Origin of the sequence: Jannaschia sp. R86511 (assembly GCF_042466345.1) — a bacterium.
GTDB lineage: Bacteria > Actinomycetota > Actinomycetes > Actinomycetales > JBBAYJ01 > Aquipuribacter.
Genome location: NZ_JAXHCD010000001.1, coordinates 717897 through 737233 on the forward strand (window position 1 = coordinate 717897; position 19337 = coordinate 737233).

Annotated in this window: 22 protein-coding genes and 1 other annotated feature; of the genes, 9 read left to right on the forward strand and 13 right to left on the reverse strand. The window is 70.2% G+C overall.

Features of this window, described 5'->3' with window-relative positions:
* Positions 1 to 121: 121 nt before the first annotated feature.
* The 3 genes from SJY06_RS03525 to SJY06_RS03535 all read left to right on the forward strand — a co-directional run bounded on the left by SJY06_RS03525 (position 122) and on the right by SJY06_RS03535 (position 1860).
* Positions 122 to 481, forward strand: coding sequence for a hypothetical protein (locus SJY06_RS03525; RefSeq protein WP_380164688.1), 360 nt, complete (start codon positions 122 to 124; stop codon positions 479 to 481).
* A 241-nt stretch (positions 482 to 722) separates the two neighbouring features.
* Entirely contained in the window at positions 723 to 1142 is a 420-nt protein-coding gene (locus SJY06_RS03530; protein ID WP_380164690.1) for a hypothetical protein, read from the forward strand.
* A gap of 175 nt (positions 1143 to 1317) precedes the next feature.
* Positions 1318 to 1860 (forward strand): GNAT family N-acetyltransferase, encoded by a 543-nt coding sequence (locus SJY06_RS03535; RefSeq protein WP_380164692.1) that lies wholly within the window; start codon positions 1318 to 1320, stop codon positions 1858 to 1860.
* Between the two features lie 32 nt (positions 1861 to 1892).
* Here SJY06_RS03535 and SJY06_RS03540 read toward each other — a convergent pair whose 3' ends face one another.
* From SJY06_RS03540 to SJY06_RS03560, 5 genes are all read right to left on the reverse strand, one after another.
* Positions 1893 to 2447, reverse strand: a complete 555-nt coding sequence (locus SJY06_RS03540; protein ID WP_380164694.1) for an RES family NAD+ phosphorylase — start codon at positions 2445 to 2447, stop codon at positions 1893 to 1895.
* A gap of 86 nt (positions 2448 to 2533) precedes the next feature.
* On the reverse strand, positions 2534 to 3727 hold the full coding sequence (locus tag SJY06_RS03545) for an MFS transporter (protein WP_380164696.1): 1194 nt from the start codon (positions 3725 to 3727) through the stop codon (positions 2534 to 2536).
* Between the two features lie 22 nt (positions 3728 to 3749).
* Positions 3750 to 5059, reverse strand: a protein-coding gene (locus tag SJY06_RS03550; protein ID WP_380163351.1) for an IS3 family transposase whose coding sequence is annotated in 2 segments (ribosomal slippage) — positions 3750 to 4780 and positions 4780 to 5059 — 1311 coding nt in all. Because the reading frame shifts where the segments join, the coding sequence is not laid out codon by codon here.
* Positions 4653 to 4781 (reverse strand) — a sequence feature (AL1L pseudoknot). Its footprint overlaps the gene before it by 129 nt.
* Before the next feature lie 404 nt (positions 5060 to 5463).
* A complete protein-coding gene (locus SJY06_RS03555) occupies positions 5464 to 5901 on the reverse strand; it encodes a hypothetical protein (RefSeq protein WP_380164698.1) in 438 nt (145 codons plus the stop codon).
* A 189-nt stretch (positions 5902 to 6090) separates the two neighbouring features.
* On the reverse strand, positions 6091 to 7122 hold the full coding sequence (locus tag SJY06_RS03560; protein WP_380164700.1) for an alpha/beta fold hydrolase: 1032 nt from the start codon (positions 7120 to 7122) through the stop codon (positions 6091 to 6093).
* Between the two features lie 3 nt (positions 7123 to 7125).
* On the opposite strand from SJY06_RS03560, the gene SJY06_RS03565 reads away from it, so the two are divergent.
* Positions 7126 to 7599, forward strand: a complete 474-nt coding sequence (locus SJY06_RS03565) for a TetR/AcrR family transcriptional regulator (RefSeq protein WP_380164702.1) — start codon at positions 7126 to 7128, stop codon at positions 7597 to 7599.
* A gap of 599 nt (positions 7600 to 8198) precedes the next feature.
* Here SJY06_RS03565 and SJY06_RS03570 read toward each other — a convergent pair.
* The 3 genes from SJY06_RS03570 to SJY06_RS03580 form a co-directional block, all read right to left on the reverse strand.
* Entirely contained in the window at positions 8199 to 8600 is a 402-nt protein-coding gene (locus SJY06_RS03570) for a hypothetical protein (protein WP_380164704.1), read from the reverse strand.
* A gap of 244 nt (positions 8601 to 8844) precedes the next feature.
* Positions 8845 to 9366 carry a succinate dehydrogenase, cytochrome b556 subunit gene (gene sdhC, locus SJY06_RS03575; protein ID WP_380164706.1) on the reverse strand — a complete coding sequence of 174 codons (522 nt, stop codon included), beginning with the start codon at positions 9364 to 9366 and terminating at the stop codon, positions 8845 to 8847.
* Entirely contained in the window at positions 9363 to 9713 is a 351-nt protein-coding gene (locus tag SJY06_RS03580) for a hypothetical protein (protein ID WP_380164708.1), read from the reverse strand. The genes sdhC and SJY06_RS03580 overlap by 4 nt, the downstream gene beginning before the upstream one ends.
* Here SJY06_RS03580 and SJY06_RS03585 point away from each other — a divergent pair.
* The gene (locus SJY06_RS03585; RefSeq protein WP_380169667.1) at positions 9712 to 10386 is read left to right on the forward strand and encodes a TetR/AcrR family transcriptional regulator; all 675 of its coding nucleotides are present in this window, start codon (positions 9712 to 9714) and stop codon (positions 10384 to 10386) included. The genes SJY06_RS03580 and SJY06_RS03585 overlap by 2 nt on opposite strands.
* 375 nt (positions 10387 to 10761) lie before the next feature.
* Positions 10762 to 10953, forward strand: a complete 192-nt coding sequence (locus SJY06_RS03590) for a sigma factor-like helix-turn-helix DNA-binding protein (protein WP_380164710.1) — start codon at positions 10762 to 10764, stop codon at positions 10951 to 10953.
* Positions 10954 to 11090: 137 nt separating this feature from the next.
* Here the strand turns inward: SJY06_RS03590 and SJY06_RS03595 are convergent, their stop codons facing one another.
* The 4 genes from SJY06_RS03595 to SJY06_RS03610 form a co-directional block, all read right to left on the reverse strand.
* The gene (locus SJY06_RS03595; protein ID WP_380164712.1) at positions 11091 to 11612 is read right to left on the reverse strand and encodes a hypothetical protein; all 522 of its coding nucleotides are present in this window, start codon (positions 11610 to 11612) and stop codon (positions 11091 to 11093) included.
* Positions 11613 to 11787: 175 nt separating this feature from the next.
* Positions 11788 to 12759 carry a LysR substrate-binding domain-containing protein gene (locus SJY06_RS03600; protein WP_380164714.1) on the reverse strand — a complete coding sequence of 324 codons (972 nt, stop codon included), beginning with the start codon at positions 12757 to 12759 and terminating at the stop codon, positions 11788 to 11790.
* Positions 12760 to 12824: 65 nt separating this feature from the next.
* On the reverse strand, positions 12825 to 13106 hold the full coding sequence (locus SJY06_RS03605) for a hypothetical protein (protein WP_380164716.1): 282 nt from the start codon (positions 13104 to 13106) through the stop codon (positions 12825 to 12827).
* A gap of 465 nt (positions 13107 to 13571) precedes the next feature.
* Positions 13572 to 14168, reverse strand: coding sequence for an acyl-CoA thioesterase (locus tag SJY06_RS03610; RefSeq protein ID WP_380164718.1), 597 nt, complete (start codon positions 14166 to 14168; stop codon positions 13572 to 13574).
* 106 nt (positions 14169 to 14274) lie between these two features.
* On the opposite strand from SJY06_RS03610, the gene SJY06_RS03615 reads away from it, so the two are divergent.
* Positions 14275 to 14784 (forward strand): winged helix-turn-helix transcriptional regulator, encoded by a 510-nt coding sequence (locus tag SJY06_RS03615; protein WP_380164720.1) that lies wholly within the window; start codon positions 14275 to 14277, stop codon positions 14782 to 14784.
* Positions 14785 to 15058: 274 nt separating this feature from the next.
* On the opposite strand, the gene SJY06_RS03620 is transcribed toward SJY06_RS03615, so the two are convergent.
* Positions 15059 to 16069 carry a LacI family DNA-binding transcriptional regulator gene (locus SJY06_RS03620; RefSeq protein WP_380164722.1) on the reverse strand — a complete coding sequence of 337 codons (1011 nt, stop codon included), beginning with the start codon at positions 16067 to 16069 and terminating at the stop codon, positions 15059 to 15061.
* A gap of 120 nt (positions 16070 to 16189) precedes the next feature.
* Between SJY06_RS03620 and SJY06_RS03625 the strand changes: the two genes are divergently transcribed.
* Positions 16190 to 17806, forward strand: coding sequence for an alpha-amylase family glycosyl hydrolase (locus SJY06_RS03625; protein WP_380164724.1), 1617 nt, complete (start codon positions 16190 to 16192; stop codon positions 17804 to 17806).
* Entirely contained in the window at positions 17803 to 19035 is a 1233-nt protein-coding gene (locus tag SJY06_RS03630) for a hypothetical protein (protein ID WP_380164726.1), read from the forward strand. The genes SJY06_RS03625 and SJY06_RS03630 overlap by 4 nt, the downstream gene beginning before the upstream one ends.
* Positions 19036 to 19337: the final 302 nt, after the last annotated feature.

Below are 19337 nucleotides of genomic sequence, written 5' to 3' on the forward strand. Positions count from 1 at the left end.
ACCGCCTGGAGACCCGCACCTGCCCGCCGCCGCGTGGTCGCAGCTCGAGGACCTCCTGCGCAACGGGTCCGGCACGACCTGGCTGTCGGTACCTACGCCGCACGGGGTACACGTCCGCCCGTTGTTCGCCGCGTGGACCGGCTCGACGTTCGTACTGGCGTCGAAGGCGAGTGCCGCGAAGACGCACCACCTCGATAAGGACGGGCGTTGCTCACTGGCCATCGACCTGAGCAGCGCACACCTGGTGGTCGAGGGCACCGCCGCGCGGCTGACCGCAACGCCTGACCTTTCCCGGGCCTCTCGGGCGATGCTTGAGGTCTACGACTGGCCGACCACCGTCGTCGGGGACGAGCTCGATGCGCCGTACGCCGCCCCCACGTCCGGGGGCCCGCCGTTCCGCGTCTACGAGGTCACGCCCGCGAAGACCTTCGCGTTCCCCACCAACGACCAGTTCGAGCCAACCCGGTTCACCTTCAGTTGACGATTACCTGCGGGACGCCGATGCGCGGCCTGGGAGAGCTGGACCGGGCCGCTGTCCGTCACCGGCAGGCGGTCGTGGTCCGGTCACGACTGCGCCCGAACGCTCCTGCAGGCGAGGGCAAGGTCAACCCGCGCCAGGCTTCCAACGTTCTGCTGGTCCGTATGACCCGTCGCTGAGCAGAGGCGGGGAACCGTCTCCCCGCAACGGGCGTCCAAGGGCTGTGGGACGGTCATGGGGACTTGTGCTCGTCACTGTGATCGCGCTTGCTGGGTGCGGTGCCGACACTGATGACCCCACTGACGAGGCAGTGCTCGGGGGCAAGTCCGAACCTGAGCCTGCGCCATCCTGGTTCACCGATCGCGAGAAGCTGCCCGCGTGCGAGACCGTGGACCGCCAGCCAGGCGGAGAGGTGCCGGCCGAGGCCGAACGCTGCCTGCTCGAGGGTCTGCGCGGTGCAGGTGCCGAGCTCATCCTCCGTGACTCGACCGTCGAGGGCGATCCGATCGACACCTACTGGCGCGCGGTGCCCGGCGCGCGCGGTCTTGAGAAGATGGTCGACTCGAGCCGCGACTCCTTCGCCGGCCAACAGTGGACGTGGTCTACGTGTCCGGACGCGACTGGGCTGAGCGAGATCGGCCAATGCCGGGCCCGGCAGGGTTAGGGCCGACAGCGCCCACCAGCGAGGCGCACTGGCCAGGCAGTGTCATGCCTCAGCTCAGGTGGCCTACTCGCCGATCGCCGCGCCCTCGGAGGTCATAGAGCCCGGCATTTCGCCTGTGCCGCCACCGGTCGTTTCGGATCACGATCCTCTCCGCACAACTTTGTAGGGTCGCCTGGTGGACGTGCAGATCCGGCTCGTTACCGAGGACGATGCCGGCGCGCTGACTGACCTGCTCCGGCGCAACCGCGAGTTCTTGGCCCCGTGGGAGCCCCACCGCGAGGACGGCTTCTTCACCGAGGACGCCCAGCGCAAGCAGCTACGAACGGTCTTGGACCGCCACCAGGTCGGCACTGCCATACCCCTCGTGATCACCGCTGATCAACGACTTGCCGGGCGCATCACCGTCAACGACATTGTCCGCGGTGCCTTCCAGTCGGCCCACCTCGGCTACTGGGTCGACCAGGCCCACGGCGGCCGCGGTGTGGCAACCTCGGCCGTGGCTGCCGCGGTTCGCCTGGCCTTCGACGACCTCGGCCTGCACCGGTTGCAGGCCGACACACTCGAGCACAACGCTGCCTCACGGGTGGTGCTGGTCCGCAACGGCTTCACCGAGATCGGTCGCGCCCCGCGCTACCTGCGCATCGCCGGCCGCTGGCAGGACCACGTCCTGCACCAGCTGCTCAACGAGCCTTCGCCGGCACCCGCGTCTGAGCGGTGACTCGCCCGCCCATCGGCTACAAGTCGGCGGTTTCACGGTCGCAGCGGGACGACGCGGGCGGCGCCGTCGATGTTCCACCGGAAGAGCACCAGGTGCCACAGTCCCGGTCGGGTGCGTGAGGGGTCGATGAGCCCCTGTACGCCGAGGTGCTCCAGCCGCTGCCGGACGCCCCAGGAGCGAGGAACGCCGCCCGCAACGACCAGGTCCTGCCAAGGAGCGACAGCGTCCTCGAGATCGACACCACCAGAGGCCAAAGCGGCCGGGTCCCGCAGAGCGACGATGTCTTCGGCGTGGACCTCGAACGCCAGGACCGTCAGGTGACCTCGCGCGCCGCCGTGGGCGAGCATCGCGGCCGCGACGCCCTCGGGCGAGGAGCTGAGGTAGAGCGTTGGCTGCCCGGCCGCGGAGTACCGCCCAGGCAACCGGGAACCCCCGAGGGCCCGGCTCCTGTTTGCGCTGTCGACGGCGCGGTGAAAGTGCCCCGAGACGCGGCACCACGGGCCGCTGCCCTGCGTGACGACCGGGACGTGTCGCTCCGCCTCACCAAGTCCTGTCTGGGGAGGGTCCGCGGTCTCACCAGGGGGCATGCGGCAGACGTTAGAACGGATCGAAGCGCAGGCGCGGGACGGACGGCACCCGTCACCGGATGCCGATCCGGGCCGGGTGCTCGGGCTCAACCTGCCGGAGGCCCGAGACCTGCAGGTTCGCTGAGGTCGGCGATGGCACGGCACAGGAGCGGGACGACCGAGGCCGCCACCAAGCCGCACCCGAGCAGGGCCACGACGGGGAACGCGGTCGCGGCGAAGACACCGATCAGAGCACTGCCGGCCGAGGTACCCCCGCTGCGCGTCAGCGCGGCCACGCTCAGCACACCGGTCCGCTGCGCCCGGACCACCCGGCTGTGCAGCAGTGGGGCCAGCAGCGGCGCGACCGGTCCGATGGCCGCGAAGCACAGCAGCGCCGCCACCAGGAGTCCCGTGACACCCCACCACGGCAGAGTGGCCAGGCACGCGGCCGCGAACAGGCTGAGACCGACAACCGACGTGCGCGCCCCGACGCGGTGCCGCAGCCACGGGGCGCACCGGGCGGCCAGCCCCTGCAGCGCGAAGAGCCCGGCGTACAGGAAACCCAGCACCACCGCCGCGGTGCCGGCCTCTCCAAGCAGCAGCTCCAACCGGATCGGCACGGCCAGGTGGATGACCGTCAGGCCGGCCGCCGCGAGGAACCCCCGCAGCAGCAGACGCCTCAGCACCGGGTCGACCGCCACCCCAGCCACGCTCCGCCGGATGGTCCACGCCCCCTGACGCAACGACGCCAGCAGAGCCACCTTGGGTCGCGGCGCACCACCGCCGAGCCTAAGCGCGGCCAGGACCGCGCTCCCAAGCAGCAGAGCACTGCCCAGCAGCAACGGCACGGACGCGCCAACCAGCCCCCCGGCGCCCGCCACGGGCGCGACGAGCAGAGCCAGCCCACCACCGGTCACCGCGCCGGCCGCCACGGCCAGACCGTTGACCAGTGACCCGTTGGACAGGCCCAAAGTCAGGCGCCCCGCCTCACCGGCGTCCACCTGGCTAGTCAGGACCTCCTCCACGAACCACGCCTCCAAGGCGCCGCTGTCCAGCGCCCGGCCCACCCCCAGTGCTACCGCCGCCACCACGAACCCCACCTGGTCCTGGGCCAGGGCGAACCCGACCAGCGCCATCCCCATCAGCAGGTGGCCGACGCAGAAAGCGACGCGTTGCCCGTGAACGTCGGCCACCGCACCTCCCGGCAGCTCCGCCAGGACCGCTGCAAGCGCCAGCACGGCGAAGAACAGCCCGATCTCAGCGGGGGCGACGCCCCGCTCCACCAGGACCAGCACCTGCACCGGGGTGTGTCTCGCCCCGGGTTCAGTGGAGGCTCGGAACTGACGCCTCGACGGTAGTCGGGGCGAGGTTGGGACGGTCCTGCGTGTCGATCTGAGACCCATGGGCGGCCTCGTGCTGTGCCTCGAGCTCGGCGGGTGGGACGAGGCCGATCTCGCCGTGCAGGCGCCGGTGGTTGAACCAGTCGATGTACTCCGCGACGGCGATCTCGAGGTCGTCGATGGACTTCCAGGGGCCCTTGTTCCGGACCAGCTCGGCCTTGAAGAGGGAGTTGAACGCCTCGGCCAGGGCATTGTCATACGAGTCCCCAGTGGACCCGACCGAGGCGACGGCGCCGGCCTCGGCGAGGCGCTGGGTGTAGCGAACAGCGACGTACTGGACGCCCTTGTCGCTGTGGTGGGTCAGGCCGGTGACGTCCTGGCCGGCGTGCTGGCGTGTCCAGATCCCCATCTCCAAGGCGTCCAGGGCGAGGTCGGTGCGAAGGTTCTTCGACAGCTGCCAGCCCACGACCCGGCGACTGAAGACATCGATGACGAACGCTGCGTAGACCCAGCCGGTGAAGGTGCGGCAGTACGTGATGTCGGCGACCCAGAGCTGGTTCGGGGCCGTCGCGGTGAACGCCCGCTGCACGAGGTCTGGTCGGGTGTCCGGGCCGTCGCCGGGGACGGTCGTGCGCGGACCCTTGGCGCGCGTGATCCCGCGCAGCCCAGCGGCGCGCATGAGCCGTTCGACGGTGCAGCGGGCGACCGGTCGGGGCCCGTCGCCGCGGTCGACGACGTGACCTTCCCGACGCAGCTCCGCATGCACCTTCTTCGCTCCGTAGACGCCGTAGTTGAGCGCGTGCAGCGTGCGGATGGCCTCGGTCGTGACCGCGTCCTGACGGCTGCGCTGCGAGGGTGGCCGGACCTTGGCGGCGTAGTAGGTGCTCGGGGCGATCGTGACGCCGGCCTCGGTCAGGGCGGTGCAGATCGGCTCGACCCCGTGCTCGGTCTTGTGGGCGTCGATGTAGTCGACGATCACCGCTGTGGGCGGTCGAGCTCCGCCGCGAAGAAAGCCGACGCGCTGCGCAGGATCGCGTTCGTCCGGCGCAGCTCCTTGACCTCACGCTCCAGCTCGCTCAGCCGTTGCGCGTCGGTCGTCGTCGTGCCCGCGCGGGCGCCCTCGTCGACCTCGACCTGGGTGACCCAGCCCCGCAGCGTCTCCGGGTTGATGCCCAGCTGCTCGCCGATCCGCCTGCACGCACCCGGCCTGCTCGCCGGGTCCTTCCGGGCGTCGACGGTCAGCCTGATGGCCCGCTCCCGCAGCTCGTCGGGGTACTTCCGTGGTGCTGCCATGGCTCTCATCCTCCGTGGATTGAGAGCCTCCATCAATCCCGGGGCGAGACAGTGACCAGGCCCAGACCGAAGCCGGTCAACCCCCGCAGGGCCACAAGAACACGAACCGGCGACATGACCCCCCAACCGTCTGCACCCGACCCTGGTCTACCCCATCGAGCCGCCAGAACCGGGACCACGACCGCGGACCTGCAGGACAGATGTCCTCGTCCCAGTCGCCGAACGACTACCGGGGCAAGCCGGCGTCGGCCGCCGTTGTCGAGGTCGAACCCGGCCGCAGGGCGCAATCTGAGGTCGGTCCGGCAAAGGATCCCCTGTGGAAGGGGGAGGACAGGCTCCTTGCGTGCCGCTGCGGCGCTCGTGTCGTCGTCGGCAGCCGGTCGCCTGACGGAACGGGTCTTCGATCAGCTGGGCGGGTCGGCGTCCCGCATGTGCTCGAAGGCCTCCTCGCCGGGGCGCCAGCACATCCACCTCTCGTCCTGGAAGCCTTGAAGCAGCGCGATCTCTGGCCCCTCGAGGTCGTGCACGCTCGGCAGGACGACGAGCGTCCCTCGGGTGAGCTGCAGTCGTAACCCTTGCCCCCAGGCTTCGGCAGTCTCCACCACGCTGTCCTCGATGAGGGCGACCAGAGCGTCGGCGTAGCCGGTCGCACCGGGGGCCACCCGCCCGTGCTCTGTCTCCACGACGGGCATGACGTCGCAGTTGAGGACTGGCTCGTCGTGGGTCGGGCCGTCGAAGCGCAGCTGCACGTAGTCCATGACGAACTGGACCGAGTAGAGCCGGAAGCCGACCAGGCGCCCCAGCAGCTCGTTGTACACGTAGCTCTGACCGTCCGAAGGCATGACGTGCATCCTTCATCAGCCACCTGTCCCGAGAACGCCACGGGGGTGCCAGCGCCTGCCCCCGCCCGGGAGTCCGGTCGACCATCGTGCACCGGGGCGCGGGTGGCGTCGCCATGGAGGGACCTGCCGGGGTGCCGGCGGCTGCACAGCCGTGGGACCCACGCACCGCCTGGCGGCCGGATTCGGAGCTCAGCCAGGGGTGGTGGTGAGCAGGACGCGCTGGACCGCGGCGGCGACGAGGTCGGGTCGGTCCACCGGCACGAAGGTCCGGGCTCTGGCAGCCCAGACGACGTGGGTGTCGAGCAGGGCGGCGGCGGCGCGGCGGCCGTCGCGTGCGGGGAAGAAGATGTCGTGCCGGGGCCAGACGACCGCAGCGTGACCGTGCAGGTATCCCAGGCGGCTGCTCGCGCCCAGCAAGGTCTCAGGGCGTAGTGACCTGATCAGAGCCGCGAGGTCGTCGCGGACACCTGGATCGTGAAGAACCCGGGCGGTGATGTCCCGGACGTAGGAGCGGCCGAAGCCGCGCACCGACAGGATGTTGGTTGCTCCCGGCTCGGCGAGCAGCGCCGGCACGCGGAGCAGGCGCGCGAAGCCGGCCAGTGTCACCGGCCAGCGTGCCCCGACCACGAAGGGCGCGAAGGCTCGGGGCGGGAAGTGCTCGAGGATCTCGCATCCTGCGAGGACCAAGCCGGCGACTCGATCCGGATGCCGGGCCGCAAGGACCTGGCTCATCGCTCCGCCGTTGTCGTTGCCGACGACCACCGCCGGCCCCAGTCCGACGTCGGCCAGCACGTCGGCGATCGCGTCGGCGATCCCGTCGGGGTTCAGGAGCTGACGGTCGGGGACGGCTCGCCGGTGGGCACCCTGCGGCAGGTCCGGCAGGACGACGGTGGCGCCCTGGGACAACAGCGTCGCCGTCGCGTCGTAGATGCGGCTGTCCACGAAGGCTCCGTGCACGCACACCACCGGTGGTCCCTGACCCACCAGACGGACCGGGACGGGGCCGAGTCGAGTCGTCACTTCCAGCCGCCGGACGCTCGCCTCTGGGATGGTCTCCATGTCTCGCTCCCTCGTCGTGTAGCACCTGCTACGCGACGCTAATGTAGCGACCGCTACAACTTGGGTGCAAGCAGGAGGGAGGGCAGCGCGTTGACCGGACGAGGAAAGCCCGAACAGCGCGAGGCCTTCCTGTCCGGAGCGGTTGAGCACGTACTGCGACATGGGGTGAGCCGGCTGTCGCTGCGCCCATTGGCCGCAGCGCTCGGCACCAGCGACCGGATGCTGCTCTACTACTTCGGCAGCCGTGAGCACCTGCTCGAAACCGTTCTCGACCTCGTCGGGGACGGGCTCGTGGCAGCGCTGTCCGAAGCGGTCCCGCCCGGGAGGTCCCATCCCGAAGTGCTGCTGCGCGAGCTGTGGTCAGTCGCTCGAGACCCCGGCGTCGAGCCTGCCCTCCGGCTGTACGTAGAGATTCTCGGTCAGGCTGCCGCGCAGGTCCCCCCGTTTCCGTCCGCCGCAAGAAGGGTGGCGCACCGCTGGCTGGACTGGGCGCAGGACCGGGTGGACGTGCCTGACCAGGAGCGTCAGGACGCGGCCGCTGCTCTGCTGGCTACCGTCGACGGCCTCTTGATCTTGGATCTCGCCATCGGGAGCGAGGTCGCCGATCGGGCTGCCCGACGACTGATGCCCCGCAGCTGAGGATCCTCTGCCGGACGGTGCGCTCAGGCCCCGCAAAGATGCTTGCTTGCTGATCGGCCGGGATCCCAACTGACAGTGAGGCCGCCCGCCGGCGTCCGGGTCTCGAGGACGGAGACACGCACGGCGCGGCTAGGTCCCGCCGGCTCTTCCGCCGGGCACGGCCTCTCTCAGGCCTAGTCAGGCCTGGTGTCGAGCCTGCAACTCATCGCTGGAGTCGCGAGGCCAGAACCAGGCTCCAACACCCGTTGCCAGGGCCGTCGCGATCTTCCAGGCCTCGCCATCGACCCATACGCCGACAATCGCTGTCCAGGCGCAGTAGAGGATGATTAGCAGAGGCAGCCCTGTAGGCGCGCGGCGGTAGTTCCGAAGCCACGCCCACCGATGCGACGACATTGGACCCCCTTGCTAGAGGCCCAGGCTATGGCCAGGAGTCAAGACTGCGGGTGGTGCGCAGACGGCTTGCATTTCTGTTGGGCCTCCAGAAACGCCGTCCTCAGCGGCCAACCCCAGGTGACGATCGGCTACCCAGAAACCCTGATCCCCAGGGGTGCGACGGAGCGGCATGCACCTCCCGCTGCGCCTTGCCTGGCCCATGACCCTTACGACGCCGCCGGTGCGCCTCGTCGTCGGAGCGCCATCCTGCCGGTGACCACGTCACGCAGCCCCAGACCGGCTGACACCACCAGTAGCAGCGTGACCGCGTAGGAGAACCGAGCGTCGACACCATCGACCGACCTGGCGAGCAGCACCTGCGACACCCCCAAGCTCAACAGCATCACCACGCTCCAGTACGAGGCAGCCCGCGACTCCGCCAGCCTGACTGCAGCAGACCGATCAGGCTCCTCTACCGGGAGCCGTCCCCGGTTCAGCTGACGGGAAACACGTCGTCGAGTTCCTCGGTCCAACTGCGGCGGAGGATGCCTGAAAAGCGACACGACGCCCGCCAGGATGGCGACGCCTCCGAGCACCGACATCAACGTCACCCAGCCGACGACCCCCACCGATGGAGCATGTCACCGTTGATCGCCTGGGGCGACGCTCAACCCCCGGCGCGTACACGGTCACAAGCCGGCCCTCGACCTCGAGGACCCCGTAGGCCTGCGGTTCTGGCGCCCGTCATACCGAGCGCTCGGAACCCAACCCCGGCTACCGATCCGCTGCCGGACAGACCCCGGGGTGCGCCCCGCGGCCCAACTCAGCCTCGAAAGCAGCGTCCGACGGCGGCTTGCTTTGGTAGCCGGTCGTCTACCGAAGGGACCCACTGCCACAGGCTCGGCGTTCACCTGTTCCTGCGGCAGTCCGACCAGCGGCGAGTCGTAGACCGGTGCCGGTCATGCCAGGACGAAGCCCAGGTGACGAACGATGAACGGCACCATGAGGATGACCCACACCCCGACGACACCCCAGAAGCATCTGCACCTGAAACCGGGGCCCGTGCCGCCAGAAGTCCACGAGGATGACGCGGATCCCGTTCAGGGCATGGAACAGGAAGACGCCGACGAGGCCGATCTCCATCACGCCCACGAGAGGGTTCTTGTAGGTGGACATCACGGTGTCGTAGGCCTCGGGCGAGACCCGCACCAGGGCCGTGTCGAGGACGTGGATGAGGAGGAAGAAGAACAGGACGACACCGGTGATGCGGTGCAGCACCCAGGACCACATGCCGGCACCACCCCGGTACAGCGTGCCGGGCGCTTGGCTCGTCACGGCACCCGAAAGACCGCGTGGCCGGCCCCGGGCTGCGGCAGGCTGCGGCGCCGTGGTCACCCGTCACCGCCTGACACGGCCAACGCGCGCGGCGGTGGTGACATCACGACCCGGCTCACCACGGGGACCACGACGTAGGCCGTCGGCGTGGAGACGAGGACGCCGAGCGCGAAGGACGTGACGAACGCCGGGGGGAAGGCCGACACGGGGACGTTGATCGCCGTCATCATCAGGCCCATGACGAACGACAGGATCGTCGAGATGCCCAGGCTCAGGACCCACCCTGCGACCGGACCGTCGGCGGGCCGCTCCCGAGCGCGCCAACACCGGGCCGCGACCCACCCGGCGCTGAGGAGCACCAGACCCAGGGCCGCGACCGTCGCCACCGCCGTCATCATGGGTGCCATGGGCAAAACCTCCGCCGAGCGAACCGGTATCTCTACAGATGGAGAGATTAGCAGTACGGATGGAGAAGGCCGCCGGGACCTTTTGCTCCGTTCCGCGCTCCAGGTACTCGGGACCTCGGGCTGGCACGGGCTGACGCATCGAGCCGTCGAGCAGCACGCTGGTGTCCCGCACGGGTCGACCGTGTACTACTTCGGCTCCCGGGACCGGCTCGTGGACGCCCTGGTCGACCACATCTGCACCGCGGACGTCGAGGACTGGACCGCGGCCAGGGCGGACCTCGCCGCCACGTTGGCACGGCAGGAGGACCCCACCGAAGATCTCGTCGATCTGCTCACCCGGCAGCTGGTCTCAGACCGGGCGCGCCTGCTGGCTCGGTACGAGCTGTTCCTCGAGGGCGCGCGTCGCCCTGACCTGGCACGCCATCTGACGGAGCGGGGTCTCGCCATCCGGCAGTTCCTCGTGCCGGTCGTCACCGCCCTCGGCTCCACCAACAGCACGGCCGACTCCGACCTCTTGGCGGCCCTGCTCGACGGGCTCCTGCTACACGAGCTGGTCGAGCCACCGGCCACCGCCATCGAGGAGCGACGTGACCTGGCCTCGGCCATCGCTCGCACGCTCCGGGCCGTGATCCCGTCCCAATCATCCGAGATCAGGCCCTCGTCGCCCCACTGACCCGCGAACAGCGCGCCTACCCGCCACCATCGGCGCCCCATCTCTCACGCGCGTTCCCGCGTGGCCCATACCCCTCCTCGACCCGATGTCTGGGGGTATCGCCGCGCCACTGAGCAGCGCCCCGGCTGGGGATCCACATGCGGGCGCCCGCTTCCTAGACTGCGGTGTGACTTCCCGAGCTGCTGACCGCGGGCTGCTTGGGGTACCTGGCCCGACGGTGCACCACCCCTGAGGACGCTGCGGACTTGTTCAGCGACGTCGTCACCCTGGCGTGGAAGCACCGCCGCGACCTGCCCGCGCCACCGGATGACGTCCTCTGGCTGTTCGGGGTTGCGCACAACGTCCTCGCCCACGTCATCGCTTTCCCTGCCCGACGTGGACCGCGAGGTCCTGACCCTCTCGCTCTGGGAGGGCCTCACCGCCGTAGAGATCGGGCAGGTTCTGGCGATGCCCGCGGTGTCGGTCCGCTCGCGGCTTCATCGGGCGAAGGCGCGACGCCGCGCGCAACTGGCGGTCGACGAAGGTTTGGCCAACGAGAGAAGTCAAGACTCACCAGCCAGGCGCTGACAGCACGCCCCGTTGTCCGTGGGCCGACCCCTGCTGGCGACCGCCCTCGCTTCAGCAGAAGGCATCGCGTGTGTGACTAGTTCCTGCTGAGCAAGTCGCCAGTGCAGCAGACCTCGCTGTCGCGGAACAGACCCCACTCAGCCTCGGGCGGGCATGGCGCCGCTTCGTCGAGGCGACGCCGTGCGAAGAGGTAGCGCCAGCGCGACGACGGTCGCGACCTGGAACGCCATGGCGGCGAGATAGGACAGCTTGTCCGGACCGAGTGCGTCGAGCAGCTCGCTCAACGGCACGCCGAGGGCGAACGGGGTCGAGAGGAGCCAAACACCGGCGAGAGCGGTGAACGCCCCAAGGAGCCGAGAGGCACGAGAGCCGGTGCAGACGAACACGGCCACAGCCACGGTGAGGGTGAAGTCGACCAGCAGCGGTGCCAGCTGGGTCGCGGCCATCAGGGCTTCCATCCGCCCGGCACCGTGCAGCCTTGCGAGCATCATGCCGTCCGAAACTGCGGTGGTCGCTACGCCGGCAACCAGCAGTAAAAGAGCCGCAGCCCACCGCCGGCGCCCTGCCCGAAGCCAGTCATCGACCCACCCGCCGCGGTCGTCGTCGACAAGGTCGTCCTCAGGGGAGGTAATCGACCCCGTCGGCCCGTCATGCGACACATCTGCCCCCTCGAATCGGCACCGTCATGTTGTCAGACCGAGTTGGCCCGGCAGTCACCTGCTGGCCCCACATCTGGACCCCCTGCGGGGCACCAAGGCAGCTGGCGTTGGGGCCGGCCCCGAAGACGCCGGCAGAGGGTCCCATGTCGGACAAGATCCGCCATAGGCCGCTCGGCTACATCGCGCTGGGTCTCGGGTTGCAGGGGCGCGGTCCTCCGTACGCCAACGCGGCGATGAGGGCGGGGTGCGCTGCCGTCGCCGTGCTCGCGCAGGCGAGGAAGGCGCGTACGTGCGCGCGGTCGTCGTGCAACCGTCGGGCGACGCAGATCTGCGACGGCGGGCAGTCCTGCAGCCCCCGGAAGACGACGCCGGGCCATGGCAGGAAGCGTGCAGCTGACGCTGCGGTGATCGAGACGGCGCGGCCGCGCGCCACAACGGTGAGCTCTTCGGGAACCGATGGCGACCGTCCGGCCGAAGTGATGGCTGGCGGCGGTTGCAGGTCTTGGAGGCTCCAGAAGGCCGTGAACACGGGGTCGTCGCCGGGGCCACCGAGCACTGGCCAGGCTTCGAGGTCTTTCGCGCGAAGAACGGCTCGTCCGGCCAAGGGGTGCTCCCGGGCCATGGCGACGACACGTGGCTCGGCCGCGAGGACAATTACGTCGAGCCCTTCGATCGTGAGCGGCGCGCGGACGAAGGCCACGTCGCTGATGCCGTCGCGAAGGCCGGCAGAGGTGTCCGTGAGCGGATGTTCGCGTAGGTCCAGGTCAAGGTCGGGGTGCGTGGCTGTGAACGCGTCCAAGATCGGGTCCGTGAGGTCGGCGGCAGCGCCGGTGAGAAAGCCCAGTCGCAGGCGGGGGCGTTCGTCTGCGACGGATCGGGCCTCGTCTACGGCTGTGCCGAGCAGGAGCAGTGCTGCGCGGGCGTCGCTCAGGAACCGCTCGCCCGCCGGGGTGAGTCGGACGGAACGGGTCGTGCGTTCGAAGAGCCGGAACCCGAGCTGACTCTCGAGGCGGCCGATCTGGTCGCTCAGGCCCTGCTGGCTGGTGTGCAGATGTGCGGCCGCCGCGGTGAAGCTAAGCCGGTCGGCGACGGCCAAGGCGTACCGAAGGCGACGGGTCTGCAGATCGACCGGGAACGTTGAGCCCACCAGCATCCCTCCTCACCGCACCGCCTGCGCCCACGGTACGGCGGCCGCCTTGCTTCAAGGCAGGCTCACCGATCGCGGTTCGCGGCGAGCCAGCCGAGCTCGGGCATTAGTGCCGCGACAGCTGCGAGCGTGGCGGCACGACCGCCCGCCTCGCTGAGGTGCCCGGCGCGTCGGCTGATGAGCGCGGATACGACGTCGCAGACGTCGATGACGACCAGGCCCTGGACCAGTCGTCGGCGGTCCTGCTCGTCGGCGCTGGCGGTGAGGACGGTCAGGACGACGTCGCGGATGCCGAAGACCCGTGCGAGATACGGCGCTGCCGGGTTAGCGACGGTACGGATGTCCATGCTCGTGCCTGTGCGGGTCGGGCTTAGGTACGCCGCCGCGCCGAGGCCCCCTCGGACGAGAAGAGCGGCCGCGAGCAAGGCTGAGCGTGTGGTCACGCGGCCATCTCCTGGACGGTGCTCTCCCCCAGCAGTCGGTGGAGCGGGTAGAGCGCTGGGCAGGTCGTCCGCTGGGAGGTCACACGCTGACCCTGACGGCGTGAGCACGGCCTGTGAAACAGGAGTCCACCGCCGACTCACACGCTGAGCCTTGTGAGTGGGCCATCGCCCGCCGCCGCTCGAGCCCGCGTAATCGCGGCACTCTCGACGGACTGCTCCTTTGTCACGCTTTCGCGCTGTCACCGGAGACGACTCCCACGATGCAGCCGCCCGAGGTCTCGGCCTCAGCGCGGCACCGACTCTGGCGCGAATGCCGTGCACACCGTGCCCCACCACCGCAGAACCCGCACCTGCTGCTCGTCGTCTGGCTTATCCCAGGGGGGCCGGCTGGGGTGACGTCGACTCGGTGCCATCGACGTAGGGAACCGCCTCCGCCGACCGGATCTCTGTGGCTTCGGCCCACTCCGTCACCCAGCGGGGCATCGTGAGCGGCGCAGGGTCGTGGCCCGCGGGGTCGTGGCCTGCGAGGTCGAGAACCTGCCGAGACGTGACCTTGGATCCGTCCCGCCCGAGAAACCTGGCCCGGACGACGGCGGAGGCGACGAGGCCGTCGCCGCGCAGGAAGTCCTGCTGCAGGAACAGGGCCCGCTCGTCCCAGCCGATCACCTGGGTGCGGACGTCGAAGCGCTCAAAGAGCTTGAGCGACCGCTTGAAGGTGATGGTTTCTGCGACCACCACCGGGTACCACCCCTCGGCCTTGAGCAGCGGGGCGACGCCGGCCCTGGCGAGGAGGTCGAGACGGGCCACGTCCATGATCGTCAGGTAGACGCCGTTGTTGACATGCCGGAGCAGGTCGAGGTCCGACGGCCACACCCGGAACGGGGTGCGCACTGGGCCTAGCGCCGTGACCCGGGTGCGCCGACCTCCGACGAACAGCAGGTGCAGCAAACGCAGGTAGAGGTTCATGACGGCCTCCGGAGCACGGTCAGGAGGCTCGGCCACCTGAGTATGAATGAGGTATGCAGGCTGACATCACCAACCTGAGTATGTCAATCGGACGTAGGATGTTCTGATGACAACCGCAACGACCGAGACCAAGGCCAAGGTGGCCAGGTCGATGGCATGGAGCACGGCGAACTGTTCCGTGGCGCGCACCCTCGCCGTCGTCGGCGAGAAGTGGACCTTCCAGGTGCTGCGGGAGGTGTTCCTTGGGGTACGCCGTTTCGAGGACATGCACCTGCACGGTGGCATCCCGCGCCAGGTGCTGAGCAAGCAACTCGGCTCGCTGGTGGACGCCGACCTACTGGTCCGGGTGCCCTACCGCGAGGACGGTGCGAGGGAGCGTCACGAGTACCGACTGACCGACGCCGGCGCCGCGCTACGCATCCCCCTGATGGCCCTGATGGCCTGGGGCGATGAACACCTGGCCGACACCTCGGGTCCGGCCGTGCACGTCGTCCACCGCGGCTGCGGCGAGCTGGTCCAGCTCGTCGCCGGCTGCGCCGCGGACCACCCGACCCCGGAGCTCATCGACCTTCGCTTCGTCCCTGGCCCGGGGGCACAGCCCTCCGGGCTCGCCTGAGCCTTTGCAGCGGACCCGGCGCCGCACGGGGGGCATGGCAGATCCAACGTTAGACCGGCCTGACAAGGGTGCTGGAGCGGGCGGCGTGCCAGCACGGGACAAGCAACGGGTGGCGAGCGAGTTGCGAGTAGGGGGCGGCAAGCCTGTGGCTCGCACCGCCTCGCGAACATGCCGGTAGCCGGTCGACTAACGACACGCCTGGCAGCACGTGCCCGGTCTCACCTGCCCGTGCAGCAGTCCCGCCGTCGCCTGTTCCTGTACGGCGCGGTCTTGGTCAGGTTGGGGTGGTGCTGCGAGCAACGATCTCCCAGTGTGGCGCTTCCTCCAGGTCAGGCTGTCCCATGGCGATCCGGGCGCAGCGGACTCCCTGGTCGCGTAGGTCCTGACGCACGGTGCTGAGACCGGCAGGGGCAGCGGCGTCGGCGTCGTCCCAGCCGGACACGGCCAGAGTCGCGGGGACGGGGACGCCCAGCTGACGAGCAGCGCCCAGCGCACCGAGGGCGAGCTCGTCGCTCATCGCTGCGACGGCATCTGCGCCGTCGCCGAGCATGCGGGGAACAGCCTCGGCGCCAAGGCGGGCCTTGTTGCGGGAGCAGACGATGACCCGCACGTCCGACCAGGATCCCCCTCTCGCCTCCCACGCGTCCCTGAAGCCTGCCAGCCGGTTTCGGGTGACGGGGAACGCGGCGACGTCAGGGTCCGGGCCGTGGATTACCTGGCTGCGCCTGGCTCGGTCCAGGGGGAAGCTCAGGACGGCAGGGCGACGTGCCCCGGCAAACACCACTCGGCCGATCGCGCGGGCGGCCTCGCGATCGTCGATCCCGATACTGGGCAGTCGACCGCCGGCCGGACCACCGTGGACGACAGCGGGCCGGCCGGTGGCCGCTACGGCTGCGAGGACGGGGTCGTCGTCGCTCGTGGTCCACACCACGAACCCGTCCACGGCTGCCTGCGCCACCCGCGAGGTGTCGTCGCGTGCACCGCTGACGGGCACCAGCGTCAGACCGACTGCCTCATCGGCGCACACCTGGGCCACCCCGGCGAGGAACCGTGCCGCCTGGGGGTCGTCGAAGGCGTAGGTGAGGTGTTCTCCGAGGACGACGCCGATCGTGGCGGTCCGGCCTCGGCGCAAGGAACGCGCCACCGGCTGGGGCCCGGTGTATCCCAGCTCTGCCGCGGCCCGTCGCACCTTCTCCGTTGACTCCGCCGAGACGCGCTCGGGCTGACCGAAAGCGTAGGAGACGGTCATCGCAGAGACACCGGCCGCCCGGGCGACATCGGCCATGGTCGGCCGTCGGACCGGACCGATCGATGGCATACCTCCACCTTATCCGACTGTGTTACGTTACACAGCATGGTATTCAGCACCCCTACCCCCAGGACTTCTCCCCGCACTGTCCCCCGGGTGACCGCGGAGGCCCCCTTGTCCGCGTCCGGGCAGGAGGGCAGGTCCTGGGCGAGCGGCGCGGTCGTCTACCAGGTGTACCCGCGCTCGTTCGCGGACTCCGACGGCGACGGGGTAGGGGACCTCGACGGAGCCACGTCACGCTTGCCGTACCTGGCTGACGTCCTGTCCGTCGACGCGATCTGGCTGTCCCCGGTCTACCGGTCTCCGATGCGGGACTTCGGGTACGACATCACGAGCTTCACCGAGGTCGACCCGCTGTTCGGCGACCTTGCGGCGTTCGACCGCTTCGTGGGCCGCGCCCACGACCTCGGCCTCCGGGTGATCATGGACTTCGTCCCCAACCACACCTCGGACGCGCATCCCTGGTTCGTCGACTCGGCCACCTCGCGCGTCGCCGAGCACGCCGACTGGTACGTCTGGGCTGATCCGGCACCCGGCCGCGCCGACCCCCCGCAACCCCCGAACAACTGGCGTGCGGTGACCGGCGGTTCCGCATGGCGCTGGGTAAGCCAGCGCGAGCAGTTCGTCCTGCACTCCTTCCTGCCGTTCCAGCCCGACCTCGACCTGTCCCACCCGCCGGCTCGGGAAGCCATCCACGACGCCATGCGGTTCTGGCTGGACCGGGGCGTCGACGGGCTCCGGGTCGACATGGTCGACTTCCTCGCCAAGGACCCGCTCCTGCGCGATGAACCCGACGAGCACTACCGCTTCGCCGACGCCGAGCACCACCTGGACCGCCAGCGGCTGCCGGAAGTACTCCGTGGCTTCCGGGACGTCGTCACGGAGTACCCGGACCGCGTACTGGTCGGGGAGGTGAACCCCGACCTGTCGATCGAGGAGACGGTCGCGCTGCACGGCACGGCGGAGGATCCGCTGCTCGACATGCCGTTCAACTTCGGGCTGCTGCGCACGCCCTTCACCGCAGACGCCCTCGCCGCGCACCTCGACGCCTACGACCGGGCCGTTCCTGCCTGGGCGTGGCCCAACCTGACCCTCGGCAACCACGACGTCTCGCGACTGGCCAGCCGCCTGGGCCAGGCGGGCGCTCGCAGCGCCGCCGTACTGCTGCTCACCGCCAGGGCCACCACGTTCCTGTACAACGGCGACGAGCTCGGCCTCACCGACGTCGACATCCCACCCGAGCTGGTACAGGACCCCTGGGAGGCACGCACCCCCGGCCGTGGACGCGACCGCAACCGCTCCCCGCTGCCGTGGGACGACAGCCCCCCCGCCGCCGGCTTCTCCGCCACGGCCCCCTGGCTCCCCGTAGGCGCAGCCAACAGCACGCGCACCGTCACCCGGCAACGACAAGACCCGGACAGCATGCTGTCGCTGTACAGCGAGCTGCTCCGCTTGCGGCGCAGCCACCCGGTCCTCCTCGATGGCGCTCAACGAGCTGACAACCCACAGCCGGACCTACTGCGCTTGCACCGTCAGCAGGACCACCCCAAGCCCGCCAGCCTCGTCATCCTCGTCAACACCGCCGACGCCGACACGGTCGTGGAACCGTCACACCTGCTCGGGCACCGACGCCCGCTGCTCTGCTCCGGCCCAGCCGCCTGGCAGAACGAGACACGGACGCTGAGAGCCCGCAGTGCGGTCGTGCTGCGATGACCCACCCCACCGACCACCCCAGCAGCCCCGATCGCCCCGACGGCCCTCCAGGCCCCGACATCGGATCCCTACAGGCGCAAGGGCAGCGTCCCGCCGCCGTCCTGCTGTCCTTGTCGGCTTCCTTCGCCCTCATCGGCGCCTCGGTGGCCATGTACGGGCCCCTGACACCCGACCTCATCAGTTCAGGAGTGCTGCCGGCCGCCTGGGGCGGGGCCGTCGTGGGGGCGCACTCGTCGGGGGCGCTGGTGGCCGTCGCGGCCTGCGCGGCAGCGACCGGACCCGCGTCCCTGCGGTGGCGGCCCCCGTTCGCCGCCCTCGTCCTGGCCAGCGGCGGCGTCGTTATCGCCACGGCGACCGGTGCCGCCGAGGTCCTCGCCGGAGCCGTACTCGTCGGCGCTGGCTTCGGGACCCTGGCGAGCGACCTCAACGCCGCCGCCGTGCGACGGTTCACCAACGGGCCAGTCGTCGTCAATGGTCTCAACGCCGCCTTCGGCTGCGGGGCGGTCGGTGCCCCGCTCCTGCTCGCGACCACCGGAGCCCGACCCGCGTCGGCGTTCGCTGCGCTCGCCGTGCTCGCGTTGGCGTGTGCACCTCTGCTCGCGCTTACTGCGGAGCGCGAGTCCCGCACTCAGCCGACTCCGGTCGCCGTCAGAGGGGTCCGCCCGGTCCGTCCGGCATACCCGCCGTGGCGCCGCCTGGTCCTGGTGGGGGCGGCGGCCGCGGTCGAGGCGTCCCTCGTCGCCTGGGGAGCCAACGCCGTCATCGCAGCCGGTGGGAGCGTCGCGGCGGCAAGCGCTGCCATGTCTGGACACTTCGCCGTCTTCGTCCTCGCGCGCCTGGCATGCGTGCCGCTGTCGGGCCGGCAATCACCCCAGCGACTCCTAGCCGGGTCCCTGACCCTGACCGCCGGCTCCCTGGGCCTGATGACACTGGGCCCGAGCGCAGCCGTCGGCCTGGTGGCCGCCGGAGTCATCGGGGCCGCCTTCCCCAACGCCCTCCTCTGGTCACTCGCACCAGCGGACCGACGGATCTCACCCGCCCTCGGAACACCGATGATCGTGATGGCGGCCATGGTCGGCGGTCTCCTGGGGCCGCTGGGCAGCGGCCTGGCCGCAGCAGCCCTTACGACGGGGCCGCTCACCGTGACAGCGGTCCTCGCGGCAGTGGTGGCGGCAGCACTGCTGCAGGCCTCGAGATCGAATGCGGCCCCTCTGATCGCGGGGTGCTAACAACTGCCGAGGGCACCGTGTAGGCCTGGGGAGGGTGGTGTCCTTCCTGGCGAACCCCGATCGCGAGGCAGTGGCTCCCGACGGCACGAGCCGGCACATCCGCCTCGTGCGCGGCAACGCCTGGCTCGGGAGGCGCTGGAGCGACCGTGTGCTCAACGCGCCCGGCGGTGGCGACGACGGGGACGTGATCGTGGTTGCCCCGGGCCCGGATGGCTCGGCTAGGACGGCGGAGATCGATGAGCGGCTGCCCACGAAGCCCGAGGCTGCCGATCAAGCGATGCGACACCTCGCCGAAATCAGGT